The organism is Pseudofrankia sp. DC12 (assembly GCF_000966285.1).
Classification (GTDB): Bacteria; Actinomycetota; Actinomycetes; order Frankiales; family Frankiaceae; genus Pseudofrankia.
In genome coordinates, this window is sequence record NZ_KQ031391.1 from 6,108,054 (window position 1) to 6,127,121 (window position 19,068).

Annotated in this window: 11 protein-coding genes; 9 read left to right on the forward strand and 2 right to left on the reverse strand. The window is 68.3% G+C overall.

Annotated elements, in window-relative coordinates; translation table 11 throughout:
• Positions 1-179 precede the first annotated feature (179 nt).
• The 6 genes from FRADC12_RS24665 (at position 180) to FRADC12_RS24685 (ending at position 11,523) form a co-directional block, all read left to right on the forward strand.
• A complete protein-coding gene (locus FRADC12_RS24665; protein ID WP_232304016.1) occupies positions 180-6,980 on the forward strand; it encodes a DNRLRE domain-containing protein in 6,801 nt (2,266 codons plus the stop codon).
• Positions 6,977-7,276 carry a hypothetical protein gene (locus FRADC12_RS31735; RefSeq protein ID WP_157489016.1) on the forward strand — a complete coding sequence of 100 codons (300 nt, stop codon included), beginning with the start codon at positions 6,977-6,979 and terminating at the stop codon, positions 7,274-7,276. The genes FRADC12_RS24665 and FRADC12_RS31735 overlap by 4 nt, the downstream gene beginning before the upstream one ends.
• A gap of 514 nt (positions 7,277-7,790) precedes the next feature.
• Entirely contained in the window at positions 7,791-8,084 is a 294-nt protein-coding gene (locus tag FRADC12_RS24670) for a hypothetical protein (protein WP_045878415.1), read from the forward strand.
• 28 nt (positions 8,085-8,112) lie between these two features.
• Positions 8,113-8,544, forward strand: a complete 432-nt coding sequence (locus tag FRADC12_RS24675) for a DUF4304 domain-containing protein (RefSeq protein ID WP_084011164.1) — start codon at positions 8,113-8,115, stop codon at positions 8,542-8,544.
• Positions 8,545-9,486: 942 nt separating this feature from the next.
• Positions 9,487-10,773, forward strand: a complete 1,287-nt coding sequence (locus FRADC12_RS24680) for an IS4 family transposase (protein ID WP_045878417.1) — start codon at positions 9,487-9,489, stop codon at positions 10,771-10,773.
• A 315-nt stretch (positions 10,774-11,088) separates the two neighbouring features.
• Positions 11,089-11,523, forward strand: coding sequence for a hypothetical protein (locus tag FRADC12_RS24685; RefSeq protein ID WP_157489019.1), 435 nt, complete (start codon positions 11,089-11,091; stop codon positions 11,521-11,523).
• Positions 11,524-12,772: 1,249 nt separating this feature from the next.
• On the opposite strand, the gene FRADC12_RS24690 is transcribed toward FRADC12_RS24685, so the two are convergent.
• Complete coding sequence (locus FRADC12_RS24690; RefSeq protein WP_084011165.1) at positions 12,773-14,056, reverse strand: PP2C family protein-serine/threonine phosphatase; 1,284 nt, start codon at positions 14,054-14,056, stop codon at positions 12,773-12,775.
• Between the two features lie 369 nt (positions 14,057-14,425).
• Between FRADC12_RS24690 and FRADC12_RS24695 the strand changes: the two genes are divergently transcribed.
• The 3 genes from FRADC12_RS24695 to chrA are packed head-to-tail and all read left to right on the forward strand — an operon-like array spanning position 14,426 to position 16,892.
• Positions 14,426-14,959 (forward strand): Chromate resistance protein ChrB, encoded by a 534-nt coding sequence (locus tag FRADC12_RS24695; RefSeq protein ID WP_045878419.1) that lies wholly within the window; start codon positions 14,426-14,428, stop codon positions 14,957-14,959.
• The gene (locus FRADC12_RS24700) at positions 14,956-15,387 is read left to right on the forward strand and encodes a chromate resistance protein ChrB domain-containing protein (protein WP_045878420.1); all 432 of its coding nucleotides are present in this window, start codon (positions 14,956-14,958) and stop codon (positions 15,385-15,387) included. The genes FRADC12_RS24695 and FRADC12_RS24700 overlap by 4 nt, the downstream gene beginning before the upstream one ends.
• Positions 15,388-15,410: 23 nt before the next feature.
• Positions 15,411-16,892, forward strand: coding sequence for a chromate efflux transporter (gene chrA, locus FRADC12_RS24705; RefSeq protein ID WP_198153030.1), 1,482 nt, complete (start codon positions 15,411-15,413; stop codon positions 16,890-16,892).
• A gap of 71 nt (positions 16,893-16,963) precedes the next feature.
• On the opposite strand, the gene FRADC12_RS28725 is transcribed toward chrA, so the two are convergent.
• Positions 16,964-19,003, reverse strand: coding sequence for a protein kinase domain-containing protein (locus FRADC12_RS28725; RefSeq protein WP_052711142.1), 2,040 nt, complete (start codon positions 19,001-19,003; stop codon positions 16,964-16,966).
• Positions 19,004-19,068 lie beyond the last annotated feature (65 nt).

Consider the following 19,068-nt stretch of genomic DNA (forward strand, 5'->3'; position numbering starts at 1 on the left):
TCATTTGGTGGGGCTCGTCCTTGCGCTGACTCCTATTGGTCCTTCATTTTCGGTGGTCCCATCGCGGTCACCGGAGTTCGCGTCTGGTTTCCGTGCTGGCTTTGTCCTGTGCCCTTCTTGCTGGTTTCGGGATCGGAGTCGGTGTGTTGGCGACCCTGTTGGTGCGTCGGGTGTGGTCCGTGCGCGTTCTGGTGGTGCTGCTGGCGACCGCTCTGGTGTCGACGGCGGTCGCGTCCGTACCGGCGCTGCGGTCCCCGGCGCGGGCGGTCACGCCGCCGGCCGCCGACCAGGGGCCGGCGGAGCGGCCGGACCTGGTCTCGGCGCAGCTGACGGCGCGAGCGCAGAAACGCCGCATCGAGGTGACCGGCCTGCGGACCGAGTCGACGACGGCGTACGTGAACCCCGACGGGACGATGACCGTCGACTCCTACTCGGGCATCCGGCGCGTGCGAGCTGGGGACGGCTGGGCGGACGTCGACACGACCCTGGTGGTCGCCGACGGCAAGGTGACGCCGAAGGTGACCAAGGCGGGCATCGTCCTGTCGGCGGGCAGCCAGTCCGCCGGTGACGTCGCGACGCTCATCGACGGAGACCGGACCGTCGCCTTCGGCTGGGCGTCGGCGTTGCCGGCGCCGGTGCTGAAGGACAACACCGCCACGTACAAGGGCGTCGCCGCGGACACTGACCTGGTCGTGACGGTGACCGCGACCGGTTACGACCTGCAGATCGTCGCCTACACGCCCGCCGCCGCCCAGGCCGCGTTGCGGGTGCCGATGCGGCTGCACGGGGTCACGGCGTCACGGACCCCGGGTGGGGAGACGCAGCTGTCCGCGGGCGGGAAGGTGACGGCCCGGTCGCCGGCGCCGCTGATGTGGGACGCGCACGTCGACCCGACGAGCAGGCAGCCGACGGCGACGAGGACGGTGGACGCGACCCTGGACACCGCCAAGGCGGACGCGCCGACGCTGACGCTGAAGCCCGACAAGACGTGGCTGACGGACAAGGCGCGGCAGTACCCGGTGACGATCGACCCAGCGGCGACGCTCGCGGACAACCTCGACACCGACGTGAACAGCGCCAACCCGACGACGAACTACGACACGTATTCGCAGCTGCGCCTGGGCAACCTCAACGGCAACTCGGTGAACCGCTCGTTCCTGCGTTTCGACGACTCGGCGATCAAGGGCAAGCACGTCACGTCGGCGGTGCTGAACCTGTGGCAGGGCGGCTCGCAGACGTGCACGGTCGAGCCGATGGTCGTCGAGGGCTCCGGCCTGATGGGCCCCGGCACGACCTGGAACAGCCAGCCGACCGCCGACGGCGTCGTCTGGGGCTCGGGGACGTTCAACAACGGCGGCTCGTGCACCGGCTCGGGCGGGACGAACATCGACATCACCGGGCTGGTTTCGGCGTGGTCGAGCAACGGCTTCGCCTCGCCGGAGGCGCTGACGATGCGGGCGTCGAACGAGTCGGACACCAACCAGTTCAAGTGGTTCTACTCGGGCGACACGATTCTCGCGCCGCACATCTCCGTCACCTACAACTCCTACCCGGCGACGGTCTCGGGCCGGTCGACGGCGCCCTGTCTGGCGCCGTGCGCCGTCAGCCCGTCCCCGGTGCTGACGAACACGACGACGCCCACGCTCTACGGCGGGTCGTACGACCCCGACGGCACGGCGGTCCGGGTCGACTTCGAGGTCTGGAACGCGAACGCCACCACCGACATCGCGAACGGATCCGTCTCCAACATCGCGGCGAACAGCACCGGCGCGTGGACCGTGCCATCGGGCCTGCTCGCGAACGGCGGGTCGTATGAGTGGCGGGCCCGCGGGTTCGACGGGACGGACTACTCGAAGGCCTGGTCGACGTGGATCCCGTTCGCCGTCGACACGACCGCCCCGGCCGCGCCGTCGGCCGTCAGCTCGACGGTCTGGCCGTCCGGCGGCTGGGGCTCGGCGACGTCCGGCACCTTCACCTGGACCTCACCCGGCGGCGACACCAAGTCGTTCCTGTATGGCCTGGACCAGCCGTCGCCGTCCACCGAGACGACCTCGACCACCACGGCCACCCTCGGGCCGACACCCGGTCTGCACAAGTTCTACGTGCGTACCAAGGACACGTCGGGCAACCTGTCGTCGGTCGTCTCGTACAGCTTCGGCGTGGGCACCGGCGCGCTAGCGCAGCCGGACGAAGGCGCGCGGATCCAGCGGTACACCACGCTCGAGGGCCAGGCACCGTCGAGCCAGGTGTCGGTGCGCTACCAGTACCACTGGGGCTCCAACACGTCGACCACCTGGGTGGACATCCCGACCTCCGACGTCGTCATCGCGGGGACCTCGACGCACCCCACGGCCTGGCCGGTGGCCCGCAACGGCTCGGCCCTGTTCGACAAGCTGACGTGGGACCTCGGCACCACGATGGCGAACTACTCGGTCCCGGACGGCGCGGACCAGATCCGCGCCTGCTTCACGGACTCGTCCTCGACGGTGTCGTGCACCCCGGCCCGCACGGTGCAGTACTCCCGCCGCGCGTTCGCCGACGCGGACGCGACCGCACCGGTCGGCCCCGGGACGGTGGCGCTGCTGACCGGTGACTTCGCGGTCTCCGCCACCGACGTGTCCATGCCCACCTACACCGGCAGCCTGACCGTCGGCCGTACGGACACGACACTGTCGAGTGCCGGTGGACTGGTTGTCGACCCGTCGTCGCCGGCGGCGGTCGGCTGGGCCGGCAACGGCTGCACCGCGGCCGGCAACGCGGTGACGGCGTCGTTCACCGCGCCGGCGAACGCGCTGCTGCTCGCGTTCGGTGACACCGCGTCCAACGCCTCGGGCGCGAGCAACGGGCCGTCGCTCTCGGACTCCGGTGGCCTGACCTGGACCCAGATCGGCAGCTCCGGCGCGAGCGCGACCAAGGACGAGGCCGTCGCCTGGTGGGCGAAGACGACCGGGTCCTCGGCGCGCACGGTGACGCTGCACGCGTCGAACAACGTGTGCACGAAGTTCCTCAAGGTCATCGTGCTGACCGGCGCCAACCTGATCAACCCGATCGCCGCGACGAACATCGGTCCCGCGACGACGGCGGAGGGCGTGCTCAACCAGTCCGTCACGTCGACGACGGCCGGGTCGATGGCGTTCGCGGCCGTGGCCGACTGGAACGCCGCGGGCACCCCGACACCTGGCACCGGCGTCACGCTGGCCGGTAGCTACTCGCAGTCCGACGCGACCGGGGCGGCCCTGTACCGGACTGCCCCGTCAACGGCGTTCGGCCAGACGATGACGATCTCCACCACGGCGCCGACGACGGCGACGAACTCGTGGGTCATGTTCGAGGTCCGGCCCGCCGTCGCCGCGACGACACCCGCCGCGACCGGGGTGTTCGGCCCCGGCTGGACGGCGTCCATGCCGGGCCCGGACGCCGGCCGCGCCGACGAGTCCCTGGCCGACTTCACCGACTCCCAGGGCTACGTGACCCTGACCGACGAGACCGGGGTCCAGGACGTCTACCTCCGGTCCGGCACCGGCGCCTACCCGTACGCCTACACCGGTGTCGGTGACTCCGGGACGGACGGGTCGAAGCTGGTCAAGAACTCGGCGACCCAGTTCACCGCGACCGACGACGACGGCACCCAGACGGTCTACCAGGCGGTGACCGTCAACGGCGCCACGACCTGGCCGGTCGCCAGCGTGGTCGAGCCCGGTTCGGGTACCACCTCGTCCTTCACCACGGACTCCGCCGGCCGGACCACGCGTATCCTCGCGCCGGTCCCGGCCGGCATCACGTGCATCACTCTGGTCGCCGGGTGCCGCGCACTGACGCTGACCTACGCGTCCTCGACGACCGCGACCGGCACCACCCAGGCGACCTGGGGCGACTACGTCGGCCGGCTGACCGCGATAGCGATGTCGCTCAACGGCAACCCGGCGGTCACGGTCGCCCAGTACGCCTACGACTCGAACGGCCTGCTGCGTTCCGCCAAGGATCCCCGGACCGGGCTCGCGACCACCTACGGCTACGACAGCCTGAACCGCCTGACGACGGTCACACCGCCCGGCCAGGCGACCTGGACCATGACCTACGACGGAAGCGGCAGGCTGCTGACCGCCGCCCGGCCGACCCCGGCCGGGGCGACCGCGACCCAGACCGTCGCCTACGACATCCCCGTCACCGGCACCGGCGCGCCCATCGACCTGTCCTCCGGCCAGGCCGCGAACTGGGCCCAGACCGACCTGCCGATCTATGGCGCGGGCGTGTTCGCGGCCGACCACGTGCCCGCCTCGCCGCCCACCGCCACGGACTGGCCCTACGCGTCCCTGACCTACCTGGACACGGACGGCCGAGCGGTCAACGCGGCGAGCTATGGCAACAACGCCTGGCAGATCAGCACGACGGAGCACGACGGCAACGGCAACGTCGTCCGCTCGCTGTCCGCGGAGAACCGCAACCAGGCGCTGACCCCGACCGCTGACACCGACCCGTCGGTGGCGGCGCTGACGACCTCGGCCGCCCGCTCGCAGCTGCTGGACGACCAGACCGTCTACTCGTCGGACGGCGTCCTCGTCACCGACACCTACGGCCCGACCCACCCGATCATCGACAACAGCGGCGGCCGGTACTCGGCCCGGCAGCACGTGCACACCGACTACGACCAGGGCGCCCCGTCCGCCCCCGACCCCTACCGCCTGGCCACCACGATTACGACGACGGCCCGCACGCTCTCCGGAACTGACGTCGATCCCCGCAAGACCGTGAACGGGTATGAGGCCAAGACCGGGGCTGACCCGTCGACGTCTGGCTGGACCCTGCGCAAGCCCACGACCGTGACGACGTGGATGGGCGGCGGTAGCACGCCCGACATCGTCAGGACGAGCTACTACAACGCCGCCGGCAATGTCGTCGAGAGCCGCCAGCCCAAGGCGAACAGCACCGGCACCGACGCCTACACCACGCTGACCACGTACTACACCGCCACAGGGACGGGCGGCTGCGTCAACGCCTCCTGGACCGGCCTGGTCTGCACCACCGGCCCCGCCGCCCAGCCCAGCAGCGGCAACCCGCTGCCCGTCACCACCAACACCTACAACGACCTCGCCGAGGCCCTGACATCTATCGACAGTCTCACCGTCTCCGGCGCGACGACCACCCGGACGACGACCGACACCTACGACAGCGCCGGCCGGAAGACGTCCGAGGCGATCGCCGCGAGCCCCGCGGCCAACGGTGGCACCGCTCTGCCGACCACCACCTTTGGCTTCGACCCCGCGACCGGCCTGCCAAGCACCACCACTGCCAGCGGAATCACGTTGACGACTGGTTACGACTCGTGGGGCCGGGTCACGTCGCAGACCGACGCCGACGGCAGCTCCGCCTCGACCACTTACGACATCGACGGCCGGGTCGCGACGTCATCTGACGGGAAGGGCACCTCTACCTACACCTATGACGGCGGCGCGGGCGAACACCGCGGCCTGGTCACCTCCCTCAACGTCGGCGCCGGCTCCGCCCCCTCTGTCTTCTCCGCGACCTACAACGGCGACGGCAAGATGACGTCGCAGACATATCCGAGCGGCCTGGTCGCCAAGACCCGGTACGACAACTCCGGCGACGCCAACGCACTGACCTATGCCATGGGGACGACTCCGTGGTTGACGTTCGCGCAGGCCAACTCGATTTACGGCCAGGTTCGGCTCGACAGCACCCCGCAGGGCGGCAGAACGCTTGGCTATGACCTCGCCGGCCGGCTGACCTCGGTGGCGGATACCGCCAGCTTCGGCAGCGGGACCGCCCTGTGTAACACCCGTGTCTATGCCTACGACGCCGAGTCCAACCGGACCTCGCTGACGAGTTACCCCGACGCAGGGGGCAGTGACACTGGCACCTGCTCGACCAGTACCTCGCCCACCGGTTTCGGCTTCGGTTACGACCAGGCCGACCGCCTCACCAACAGTGGCTACACCTACGACGTGTTCGGCCGGACGACCACGGACCCCTATCCGCCAAATGGCACGTCGGCGACGATTGGCTACTACGTCAACGACGTGGTCGCGTCCGAGACGGTAGGTTCCACGACCCGTACGTATGCGCTCGACCCGGCCCGGCGGATCCGGTCGTGGACTGACGGCAGCTCGACGTCGATCAACCATTACACGTCCGCGTCCGGGGACGATCCTGCCTGGATCGGGACCGGGACTGCCTGGACCCGCAACATCGTCGGTATCGACGGCAGCCTGGCCGCCAGCCAGGACAGCGGCGGCACGGTCACCCTGCAACTGGCCAACCTGCACGGCGACATCGTCGCCACGGTGGCGGACTCGACCAGCGCGACATCACTGGCCAGCTATTCAGACAACACCGAGTTCGGTCTGCCGTACTTCACCTCCGCGGCCTACCCCACCTACGGCTGGCTCGGCGGCAAACAGCGCTCCCGCAACACCCTGTCCGGCCTCACCCTCATGGGCGTCCGCCTCTACGACCCCGACCTCGGCCGCTTTCTCCAGACCGACCCCCTCCCGGGCGGCTCCGCCAACCCCTACGACTACGCGAACCAGGACCCGTATAACCAATATGATCTTGTCGGCAGCTTCGCGTTCCTCGCACTTCTTCCGTCGCTTGCCGCAATCGATTGGACTCCCGTAGGCTGGGTTATAACCGGTTTGATCATCATCGGTGGCACGGCTTACGTGGGATATCGCGTCGGGAAGTATGTCTACTACGCGAAAAAGACCAAGGGGGGGTCGTCGCGTCCGCAGAAGCTCAATCCTGCGGAGTCGAAAGTTTGGAAATCATATAAGAACTACAAGGGTAAAACCAGGATGAGCGGAAACGGGCGGAACAGGAGGTACTACCAGTGGGACTACACTCATGGTGACATTGAGGTCTATGATGATAAGTTCAGACACATTGGAAGCGAGGATCCGGTCACGGGCAAGATCTACAAGGAACCAGTGCCGGGTCGTATCTTGAAGCAGGGGGACCTGTGAGTTTCGTCGACAGCGTAATCTCTGGTGACGCCGAGGTTGAAGAAATCTCGGAATGGGTGGCGGAGTGGCATGACAGCGGCGGTGTGTCCGGGCCGCTTCGCACGTACCTTGGATTCAGCTGGCACGAGTACGCGGTATGGGTGTTGAAGGGTGAAGCCCTTGAATATATTGTCGGAGCGCGGCGTGCTGGGGTTGACTTCAATGAATACCTAGCGAGCCTGAAAGATGGCGATCTGGTCGCTGCCGAGTTGTTCCCGATAAGCGAACTGCATAAAGGTGACGTTGGTCCGGAGTAGCCTCCGGTTGAATGATTGAACCTGGAACGTGGAAATACAAAGGCAAGAAGGTGTGGGCTGTCGTTAATAACAACGGTAGAGTAGTATCTACTGGCTGGAATTAGCGGGATTGAGTTGAAGGGCGGCTGGGGCGGTATGGATGTCGAGGTAACGTTCGACATTGAGGCCGACGCCGCCTACGTATATCTTACGAATGATCGTGAGGTCGCTCGCCCAAAGCAGATTTTGTGAAGCATCACTCAGTTACGCCCGCTCGTCGGTCACCCCGACGCGGGGGGCAGTGGCACCGGTACCTGCTCGACCGGCACCTCGCCCAGCGGCTTTGCCTCGGGCGGGCGCGGCGGCGCCAGTGGCCGAGGTGAAGACGGCTTGACGAGAGGCCGGGTTCATGGTGTCGCCGTCTGGTATGGTGCAGGCACTCGTTCTTTTGCGTCCTCTGCGGGAGGATGAATGTCAGTGCCGGCGACAACCTGACTACTCTCTTGTCTTCTGGAGGAGGAATTCCGAGATCGGTATGCCGAAGGCAGTCGAATCCTCCCTCAGGGCTGGGAAGTTTGACGTGGTTGCCTCGGATCCCCGGATCACGGCATTCCGGGCCCGCCTCCGGGAGACCTGGCCCGGTGTAATAGTGTCGATCGAGCCGGAGGGTGATTCTGATGGCCTCGCCGCGCCGATCCCTCTCGATCGCTACATCATCCTGAACCTGAAGCTTGGCCGGCGGCGCAAGATTCTCTGGGAGATCAAGGAGGCCGCGGTTGGGTCCGGGCTGGCGTCGTGGGATCCGCAGATCCCCGAGCTTTACAGCTAGGCCGCCGTGGCACTCGACTTCTTTGGTGATGCTGCGGGACCGCGTAGCGCCCGAACTCCGCGCTGTCGGACTCTCGGGATCCGGCCAGGTCTTCCGACTTAAGTCCACGTCCCACCATGTGATCCTCTCGTTTCAGCGAAGCAGGCTGGCGCCTCCCGGCGAGGTTCATTTCACGGCGAATCTCGCGATCTTCGACCGCGATACCTGGAACTCCGCGCGAGACCGCGATCCGGTCCTTCCCGAGCAGCCTGAACCGACCATCTTCTACCCAACGGTCGACGGAATCCAGACCAGGATCGGCCACCTCGCCGGCGGATCCACTGATATCTGGTGGAAGATCGGGGAACTCGGCGATGCGGAGTCGGTCGCGGCCGAGGTCGTCCGAGCAATCCGCTCTTTCATGATTCCCGTGATCCAGTCGGCCATCGCGGATAAGAAGGCGCCCGACGACATCCATTGATGATCTTGTAGGTTTTCGGAGGTCGGCTGACCGCGTTGGGCTGGACCTTCTTGCCTTTCTGGTCGGCGTGATCGGTAGCGATGATGGCGGGCGCGGACTCTTACCTTCCGCCGTCGCGGTGCTGAACATCCAGGACAAGGCTGTGGACCGCATGCGCACGCGGCGGAGAACTGTAACCAGGCGTTGACCCCCACGGCTGACACCGACCCGTCGGTGGCGGCGCTGACGACCTCGGCCGCCCGCTCGCGTTCCGCATCCTATGATCGCCGTTTCGTTGCGCCACGAACTCGAAGGGAGACGCCGATCTGAGGTAGACGGTGATCTTTTGGAGGGGTGCTGCACGGGAGATGGAGGTTGGCCCTCCGTGATCGCCATGCGGGTGGTGGTCACAAACCGCCGTCAGCGGCGTCAGCCGAACAGCTGGGGTCGTGAGCGTGACGGAAAAGGCGCGGCGGTGATCGTGTCAGGTGTGGGCCGGGAAGGCGAGCGCGAGCGAACCACCGTTGAAGTGTCGAAAAGATGTGGATGGCGTCAGAACCGGGGCAGTGAAACGGCTTCGGGATGAGTCTGGGGGTTACCCGTCTACTGCCCAGACGGCGTCCGGCATGCAGGTGGCGCGAGCCCGGTCCGGGCTTCCGTGTGGAACGTGGGAACTTTCCGTATGCCACGTCTCGCGTCGAGTATGGCGTGGGTGAGGGAGAACTCCAAGCGGCGGAATCCGTGAGGACAGAGTACCGAAGGTGGAAACGGAAGGGGCGGACCGCCTCGTAGTAGCGCGGAGACTCCTGTAATGGGGGTGGAGCGAAGGGCAATGCCAGGTACTTAAGCAGCAACGAGCAAGATCGACATCGATCTCGTGATCTTGATGCCTGATTCTCGCGTGAATATTTTCTCGGCGTGACCGAGTGTCGATGCCGGTCGAGATATCTTTACCGGTAGAATTTGCGCGTGACGGACGTACCGGATGCGCCATCGGGTGGCGGGCGCTTGACCGACCATATAGGCATCGGCGTGTTGACGCGGTTGGTGGACCGGGACCTTGTGGATGAGGTGCTCGTCGATACGGGAAAGCGTGAGCAGCGAGTACGGCTGTTGCCAGCGCGAGTGGTGGTCTATTACGTGATGGCCCTGTGTCTTTTCTTCGGGGATAGCTACGAGGAAGTGATGCGGACGCTTGTGGACGGCCTGCGCGCGCTGGGTTCGTGGTCCAAGGAATGGCGAGTCCCGACGACGAGCGCGATCACGCGTGCCCGTACCCGGCTCGGCCCCGAGCCGCTGCGGGAGTTGTTCGAGCGGGTGGCCGTGCCGTGCGCGCGGCCCGGCGTCCCCGGCGCCTGGCTTGGTACTCGCAGGCTCATGGCGATCGACGGCTTCGTCTTGGATGTACCGGACACGCCCGACAACGACGAGGAATTCGGCAGGTCCGGCGGAGCCAAGAACCCGGCGCCGTTCCCGCAGGCCCATCTGGTCGGGCTCGGTGAGTGCGGAACTCATGCGATCAACGCGGCGGAGATCGGTCCGTGGAACACCAACGAGCGTAAGCTCGCGCAGAAACTGCTGGTGGCTTTCGAGCCAGGGATGCTGGTTATAGCCGACAGAGGTTTCTACGCTTTCCAGCTGTGGGCGGACGCCGCCGAGACCGGCGCGGACCTGCTGTGGCGTATGCCAGCGGGACCCCACCTTCCTGTCGTCACGCCGCTACCGGACGGCTCCTACCTGTCCTTCCTGAGCGACCCGAAGGTCCGTACGCGAAGGGCCGTCCAGAAACATCGCGGGCAGACCGTACTCGACGAGCTGTCAGGTCCCACCGTACGCGTTGTCGAATATGAGATCAGCAACCGTGACGGCAGCCACGAGTTGTTTTGCCTGATCACCACTATTCTCGATCCGGACGTCGCGACCTCGGTCGAACTCGCGGAGGCATACGGCCAACGCTGGGAGTTCGAGTCGAGTCTCGACGAGCTCAAAACCCATCAACGCGGCCGCGGCGCAGTACTACGCTCCCGATCACCCGATCTCGTCAAACAGGAGATATGGGCGCTTCTCCTCACCCACTACGCCGTCCGCCAACTCATGTCTGAGGCCGCCGAACAGGCAGATATCGACCCCGACCGGCTCTCGTTCATACGCTCGCTCCGCGTCATCCGCCGCCAGGTCACCCGGCAGGCGGGTTTTTCCCCCTCAGCGCCTGACGGAGGCCCTCGGCTCCACGATCACAGAGATATGTGACCGGCCGAACCGGCCCCGCCGCCATCGCCTCTGCCCACGAGCCGTGAAACGGACTCATGTCCACGGCTATCCCGCTAAAAAGCCGACCCAAACCAATATCAGCTACCCCGGCCCGCCCGAGATCCACATTGTCCGAGTCGCTTAAGTACCTGGCATTGATCTACGAGGGGGCAGCATATCGCCGGGACCCACACCACTACTTGTACTAGGATCTTGACGCCAGCCAGGTCGTCGTGGTCGTCACCCTGTGCGCGGGCTGAACTCTGACGGAGGTGGCGCCCAGTGGGCGGATCATCGAGGACGCGAGCGGACTTCATGGTGCGACTCCAGTGCTCGGTTGCCGCGAGGACCGCACCCAAGCTGTCCGATGGGCCGAAACTCCTGACCGCCATCGAACGTGAGCGGCGGGGGGTGGGAGGAGTCGGCGACATCGAGGCGCTCAATGTTGCGCTCGACCCAGCCTGGCCACTCGTCGGAGTCTCGGTCCTGATCGTCGTCGTCGGCGTCTATCTGCTGTCGGTCGCGGCGCTGGGCAGTCACGCGGCGGCACCGATAGGGAATATCGGCTTCGCGCTGTTCTGCGGGTCAATGGTCTTCATGGGAGTCATCATTCTTCGACAGCGTGCGCATAGGTTGGAGGGTCGCCTACCGAAGTTCTTCTTCTCGCTTCTGCTCGTGCCGTCGGCGTCGGACCTGATTGTCGTCCTCCTGTTGGGTGCGCCGTTTTATGTCATTCGCCCAGCTGGTTAGTTTTGCGGCCGACTCGGAGAGGTCTGGCGCGGCGCGGAGTAGCCCTCGAGGGTAGAATGAGATGGATCTGGTACAACGCCGTGGGCGGCGGGAAGTGCCGGTGGCACGACAGTTGTCCGTAAGCTTTTTCTCCCCGGGCCTCGAGCGCTCATTGCGCCGACGGTGGTAGTAGTGATAGACCGAGCTCACGCTCATGGTCCGCGCCCGCGAACCGGGCCCGATCGCGGCGGGCCCGGTGCTTGGATTCTGGCACCGGGAAGAGGATCTTGGTCGCCATGCGAGAGGTCTCAATCCTGACGTAGATGGCGCGGAGTGGGTGGATCCACGAGGGCGCGAACGAACCTCCTGACCAGCCGAAGTCTTTCTTCTCGCTCTGATCGTTCCGTCGGTTTCGGACCTGATCGCGGTCGCCCTGTTGGGTACCTATTTTATTGCTGGTAGGGTGATCGATGCGCGCTCGCTGACGCCCTGCGGGAGGACGAATGTCAATGGCGGTGGCTCCTGACTACGCTCTCGTGTTCTGGAAGAGAGATTCTGAGACCGGTATGCCGGACGTCGTTGAGTCCTCTCTCAGAGCTGGAAAGGTGGACGTGGTCGCTCCGGATCCCAGGATTCCTGCCTTCCGTGCCCGCCTGCAGGAGACTTGGCCGAGCCTGATAGTCTCGATTGAGCCGGCAACGTCGCCCGATGACGCGCAATCGACCCCCCTCGATCGTTACATAATCGTGAATCTAAAGCTTGGCCGTCGGCGCAAGATTCTTTGGGAGATCAAACAGGCGGCGGTTCGCTCAGGGCTCGCATCCTGGGACCCACAGATTCCCGAGCTGTACTGCTAGGCCGCCGTGGCGCTCGATGTCTTCAAGGCGCTGCTGCGGAACCGGATGGCCCCTTCTCCGCGCTCTTGGATTTGTGGGATCCGGTCAGGCGTTCCGGATGAGATCCGTGTCTCATCATGTGCTTCGTTCTTTCAGCGAAGCAGGCTGGCGCCTCCTGCGGAAGTGCGTTTTACGGCGAACCTGACAATTTTTGGTCGCGATTCCTGGGGCTCCGCCCGACGTCGCGATCCCGACCTGCCCGAGCAGCCCGGACCGAGCATCTTCTACCCCACGGTCGACGGAATCCAGACTAGAATCGGCCACCTTGCCGGAGGCTCCACCGACATCTGGTGGAAGATCGGAGGTCAAAGCGATGTCGAGTCTGTCGCGACTGAGGTCGTGGGAGCCATCCGTTCCTTCATGATTCCCGTGATTCATTGGTCACGTACCCGGCCGCGCTGATGACCGCCAAGAACGCCCGGCGGATGTGCGGTGCCATCGACGGCGGCGTGCGCTGCGCCACGACGGTCGAGCTGGGCTCCCCGACCTGTGCTGCTGCCCTGGTTCGAGGAGGGCTGTCGCACGAGGTGGTCAGCCGGGCGGGCGTCGGGTGGGTCTGGTCCTGGGATTTCGGCGGCGAGGAGCGCGACGTCGTCGCTGAGGGTGTTCTTGGTCCAGTCTCGGAGCTGGTGTACGAGCGCGTCGAGGCCGGCGTCCAGTGCCCGGTGGGCGAACGCGGCGTGCGCGCAGGGCAGGAGGGGGATGAACTCGCCGGTGCCCGGGTCGCGTGCCTCGGCGAGGCCGTCGGTGTAGAGGAGGAGGCGGCTGCCGGGTCGTGCCGAGACGACGATTGTGTTGGTGCCGTCGGCGCCGAGGCCGAGGGGCGGCTGTCGCAGCGCGGGTGCGAGGGGCCGGGCGCTGTCCTCCTCCAGCAGGATCGGGTCTGGGTGTCCGGCGTTCGCCACTGTCAGTCGGTGACCCTTGATCTGCACGACGGCCGCGGTGACGAAGTCGTCGAGGCCGCTGGCCTTCGCGACCTCGGTGTCGAGGTCGGCGACGATGTCGCTGAGACGCTCGGCGCGAGCGGCGGCCATCCGGAAGCCGCCGAGTACCCGGCTCGCGAGATGGACCGCGTCGAGTCCCTTGCCGCGTACGTCGCCGATGATCAGGCGCAGGCCCCAGGGGCTCTCGGTCGCCTCGTAGAGGTCACCGCCGACGGTCGCTTCCTGCGCGGCGCTCTCGTAGTGTCCGGCGAGTCGTACACCGTCGACGACCGGGGCGACGGGCGCGAGAATGGCGAGCTGCGCGACCTGCGCCACCCGGGTGACGGTCCGTAGTTTCCGCTCACGGCGGGCGTGGTAGACGCTGACCAGGACCGCGATGACGCCGCCGAGTGCGACGCCGGCGACGCGCAGGAACTGCGCCAACAGCCCCCGGCTCTCGGGGCTGTACAGATCTTCGTCGAGGCCCAGCAGGATCGCGCTCAGCACCGCCAGGACCGCGTAGACGATGGTGAGCCGCGGCCGGACAAGGGTCGCCGCGGACAGTGGGCACAGGACGAGCAGCTCAAGGAGCGTCCAGTTGCGCCGCGCGGTCAGATCGACGGCGATGACCACCGCGAGCACGACCAGGGGCGCGATCCGCGCGGCCCACCGCCTGGTGCCTGGCGGCTCGCCGGCGGCCGGCGGGCGCGGCGGCTGGCGGCCTGTGGAGACCATCGGGTCTGACCCTGTCCCTGACCCGGGGCCTGCGGACGACGGGCACTGATCGCTCACACGCTCTCCCCCTGACAAGGCGGCCGCTGAGCGGACGGGCCGACCCCCCGAGGCTGGCTGCCACCGATGGCTATCCCCGCAAATCTCGACGGCAGACACCACGCCCGCCGCCAGCCAACCGCCACGCCGGCCAGGCGCGTCGCCTGAGCACGCGGTCCGGACGGGTTGACGCGCGGCCTTGAGCGTTACGGGCGACCTGGGGTCAGCGGCGCCGGGCCGTTCTCCAGAGGGTGAACGGGAGCAGGATGCGACCGTTCCGATGCGCCCGTTCCTCGCCACCGCCCGTTCATGTAACCGTGGTTACATCGCCCAATGACTGAAGATGCACCGGCTTCCGGGCCGGGCGGCGCTGAGGCGCAGCCGGGGACGTGGGTGCTGCTGGCGTACCGGGTGCCGCGGGAGCCGTCGCGGCCGAGGATCGCGGTGTGGCGGAAGCTGGAACGGCTCGGGGTGGCCCGCCTCGGCGACGGTCTGGTGGGGCTGCCGGCGGACGCGCGGACGCGCGAGCAGATCGGCTGGATCGCCGACGAGGTCGGTGAGGCGGGCGGCGCGGCGACCGTCTGGCTCGCGCAGCCGACCACTCGCACGCAGGAGCGGGAGATCGCCGAGGGGATGCGCACTGCCCGCGCGGCGGAGTACCAGGCGCTGCTCGACCAGGCCGCCGCCGCCGCGACGGAGACTGAGGCGGAGCGGACGCGGGCGCTTCGCCGGCTACGCGGCGAGCTACGTCAGATCACCCGCCGCGACTTCTTTCCACCCCCACAGCGGGATCTGGCCAAGGCGGCCATCGGGGCGCTCGCCGTGCCCGAAACGGCAGCGACCGACGCCCCCCAGGTCCAGCCGTGAGGTGGGCGACCCGTGCGGGGGTCCACATCGACCGGGCCGCGAGCGCCTGGCTGATCCGCCGCCACGTCGACCCCGACGCTGACTTCGTGTTCGTCGACGATCTGGCGGCGGTGCCGTCGGAGGCCACCCCGTTCGACCTGCGCGGCGCCGAGCTGGGCCATCACGGCGGCGACTGCACGTTCGAGACGATCCTGCGCCGCTACGACCTGGCCGACCCGGTGCTGTGGAAGCTCGCCGAGATCGTGCACGAGGCCGACGTCGACGACGAACGTTTCGACGCGCCGGAAGCCGCCGGTCTGGACGTGGCACTCCGCGGCCTGTCGATGATCCACACCGATGCCGACGTGCTCGCGTTGACCGGACCGCTGTTCGACGGGCTGTACGCCTACCACCGTCGCGCCCTGCTCGCGGACGGCCCACCCGCATGACCGCCGATGCCGGGAGCCCGCCCGTGACCACGACTGATCCGCAGCCAGAAGCCATCGTGGCTCCGGCGATCGATCCGGCCGCACCCAGCGAAACGGCTGCCGTCGTCGACGCCTCGCCGACCGCCCAGGACGGCGAAGGCGCGGCGTCGGGTGAGGTGGTTCCGTTTCGCCAGGCGACCCGGACCTGGTTTCTGATCTCGTTGCAGACGTTCGGCGGGCCGGCGGGCCAGATCGCGGTCATGCAGCGACACCTCGTCGACGAACGCCGCTGGATCGGGCAGCGACGCTTCCTGCACGCTCTGAACTACTGCATGCTGCTTCCCGGCCCCGAAGCCCAACAACTGGCGATCTACATCGGCTGGCTACTCAACGGCCTACGCGGCGGCCTCGTCGCCGGAAGCTTGTTCGTCCTGCCCGGCGTGGCCGCCCTGCTGGGCCTGTCCGCGCTCTACGTCGGCCTCGGCGACACCACCGTCGTCACCGGACTGTTCGCCGGCCTCGCACCGGCGGTCGTCGCCATCGTCGCCCAGGCCGTCTGGCGGGTCGGCCGCCGCGCGCTCACCGGGCCGCTGCTCGTCGGGTTCGCGGTCGGCGCGTTCGCCGCCCTGGCCGTCCTCGGTCTGCCGTTCCCCCTGGTCATCGCCCTCGCTGCGGTCACCGGCTGGGTCGTGCACCGCTCGCGGCCGGCGATGCTGAAAGGCGGCGGCGAACGGCACGGCGGCACCACGGACGGGCCACCGCCGCTGATCCCCGACCAGGGGCTGCACCACGACCCGCCCAGCGCCCGCCGCACCGCGGCCGTCCTCGCCATCGGCCTGACGGCCTGGTTCCTGCCCATCGCCCTTGTCGCGGCGACCACCGGCACCGGGAGCGTCTACACCCAGCAGGGCCTGTTCTTCTCCGGCACCGCCGTCGTCACCTTCGGCGGCGCCTACGCCGTGCTCTCCTACGTCGCCCAACGCGCCGTCGAGCACTACGCCTGGCTCTCCGCCCCCGACATGGTCCACGGCCTCGCGCTCGCCGAGTCCACACCCGGACCGCTGATCATGGTCGTCCAGTTCGTCGCGTTCCTCGGCGCCTACCACCACCCAGGCGCCCTCAACCCCTGGCTCGCCGGCGTCGTCGCCTCGCTCCTGACGACCTGGGTGACGTTCGTACCCTGCTTCCTGCTGGTCCTGCTCGGCGCGCCCCACGTCGAGCGTCTCCGCGGAAACCACGCCCTGTCCGCGGCCCTCACCGCCATCACCGCCGCCGTCGTCGGCGTCATCGCCAACCTCGGCCTCTACTTCGCCCTGCACACCCTGTTCGCCACCACCCACACCCTGACCACCGGACCCCTTCACCTCCAGCTTCCCGACCCCGGCACCCTCCGGCTCGTACCAGTCCTGATCACCGGTGTCGCGGCGTTCTTGATCTTCAGGTCGCGCTGGCCGGTGCTTCGCGTCCTCGGGACCAGCGCCACCCTCGGCCTCATGGCCGGCCTCACCCACCTGCCCGGAACCTGACCGCGACACCGGGAGGGCCTGGTAGCCGCGCAAGAAAGGGTGGTCACGGCGCGCCGCGCGGCTTCTGACCGTCAGCCGCGAGCCCACTGGACGGGACCGCTGGCGATCACCGAGCCGACCGACGTGACGCCGGAGCCGTCCAGCTTCATGGACTCGGCCCGCCCGGTGGCCGAGAAGAAGGTGCGCGCGGACGTGTCCCGGACGAAGACCACCCGGCCGTCGGGGGACCAGGTCGGATGCCAGGAGCCCGCGCCGGCCACCTGGTGGAGCCCGGTGCCGTCCGGCGCGATCGCGTAGACCCCACCGTCGTTCGACCCGAACACGATCGTCTTCCCGTCCGGGGACCAGGACGGCTCGACCGGGATCGCGCCGGCGTGCGGAGCGCCGGTGAGGGCACGTACCGAACCGTCGGCCGTCGAGACGATCTTCAGGGTCTGCGAGTCCGGGTCGCGGAACACGATCTCGCGCCCGTCGGGCGACCAGGCGGTCTCCAGCCCGTGCACGCCGGCGACGCGCCGCGCGCCGGTGCCGTCCGCCTGCATCAGGTAGAGCCCGCCGGTGTTGCGGAAGTAGGCGATCTGGGTGCCGTCCGGGGACCAGGCCGGGTACTCGGCCGAGCTGTCGCCGCTGGTCGCGAGCTGGCGCGGCTCGGTGCCGTCGGGCCGGACGGTGACGATCTGACCGCCGACGCCCGCGTAGGCGACGCGCCCGTCCGCGGCCACGGACGGCGCGTCGCCGGTGCCGAGCTGCCGTTCGGTGCCGTCGGGGGAGACGACGACGATCGGGCTGTCGTTGATCGAGCTGTCGCCCGCGAAGCGCTTGAAGACCAGCCAGGATCGTGGCTGCGCCGGCAGGGTGGCCGCCGCCCCGGCCGTCCCGGTCGCGCTCGATCCGGCGCCCGCGTGGCCGCCGGGCTCCGGCTTGCCGGTCGGGCCGGCCGTGGCCGGCGCGGAGCTCTTCTGGCTCGCCAGGTCCGCTGGCCCGCCGTCGCCGTGCGAACTGAGCAGGTAGAGCGTGACGAACACGCCGACCAGCAGGAGGACCACCGCGACGGCCACACCGGCGAGCAACGTCCGGTGCCGCGGGCGCGGGCGGTCCGCGACAGGCCAGGGAGGGGCCAGGGTCGGCGGGTAACCGGCGCCGGGCTGGCCGGTGTCACCGTGCCCTGGCCCGGAGGGAGCCGTGGTCCACGGGGTCGGCCCGGTCGGCGCGGCGGGAGCCGCGGCCGCGGTCGCGGCGCCGGTCGCGAGGGTGGCGGCCGCGACTGGCTGAGAGGCACTGATGTCGACGTCCGAGCCAGCCGCGAGCGTCAGGAGCAGCTCGTGGGCGCTCGGCCGGGCGGCCGGGTCCTTGCTCATGGCGTGGCGCACCAACGCCAGCAGACCGCCCTCCAGGCAGCTGAAGTCCGGCTCGTCGTGGACCAGGCGGTGCAGCAGCACCGGTGTGGCGGCCTCGCCGAACGGGGAACGGCCGCTCGCGGCGTAGAGCACCACCCCACCCCACGCGTACACGTCGGCGGCCGGGGTCAGGTCGAGGCCCAGCGCCTGTTCCGGCGCCATGTACGCGGGAGTCCCGACGATCCCGCCGCGGGTGTGCAGGGTCGTGGACTCCAGCGCGTGGGCGATCCCGAAGTCGATGACCCGGGCCCCGGACGCAGACAGCAGGATGTTGCCGGGCTTGAGGTCGCGGTGGACCACGTGCGCGGCGTGGATGGCCGTCAGCGCGTTCGCGACCGCCACCGCCAGGCGTTCGAGCTCGGCCGGCGGCAGCGGCCCGTCCTGTCGCACCCGCGCGCCCAGCGTCGGACCCTCGACGTACTCGGTGACCAGGTAGGGCTCCGGGCCCTCGACGTCGACGTCGAGCACCTCGGCGGTGCAGAACCTGGCGACCCGCCGGGCGGCCCGGACCTCGCGCAGGAAACGGCGACGGAAATCAGCGTCCTCGGCGAACTCCCGGCGAATGACCTTGATCGCCACGGGGCGGCCCTCGGCAGTGTGGCCGAGATAGACGCTGCCCATCCCGCCGACGCCGAGGCGACCGGACAGCTGGTAGGGGCCGACCTGTTTCGGGTCGCCGCCCTGGAGCGGCTCCACCCCCGCGACGTCCGCCATGACGAGCCCTCCGTCTCACGGAGCCGCGATAATCCCTTCTGGTCCCAGTATGCCGCGCTTGGTAA